We start from the raw sequence: 445 nt of genomic DNA on the forward strand, positions 1-445 counted from the left end.
CGGTGACACTATATTATTAGGTTTCATCTTATTAATTTGTGGGGCAATTAACTCGCTTCCTTTTTTTATTACATCTGAAATTTTATAGTCTTTTTTAGGTTTAATTGGTGGTTGGGGTGGCTGTGGTAATATATTCACTGAAAACTTTGTACTTTCTTTTTCCACAGGCTTCTCTACCTTTTCTATAACTGGTGGCTTTTCAATTACAGCTGGTTTTTCAACGGCAGGAGGCTTTTGAATAGGTACCTCTTTTTGAATCGGTTTTTCTTTTTGTATTGGTACTTCTTTCTGAATCGGTTTTTCTTTTTGTATTGGTACTTCTTTCTGAATCGGCTTTTCTTTTTGTATTGGCACTTCTTTCTGAATCAGCTTTTCTTTTTGTATTGGCACTTCTTTCTGAATCAGCTTTTCTTTTTGTATTGGCACTTCTTTCTGAATCAGCTTT

At 34.2% G+C, this 445-nt stretch carries 1 pseudogene; it reads right to left on the reverse strand.

Features of this window, described 5'->3' with window-relative positions:
- Positions 1 to 445 (reverse strand): annotated as a pseudogene (locus J4P91_RS06440) (SafA/ExsA family spore coat assembly protein); the annotation flags it as partial.

This window comes from Bacillus sp. XF8 (assembly GCF_017498755.1).
In the GTDB taxonomy this organism is placed as follows: domain Bacteria; phylum Bacillota; class Bacilli; order Bacillales; family Bacillaceae_G; genus Bacillus_A; species Bacillus_A bingmayongensis.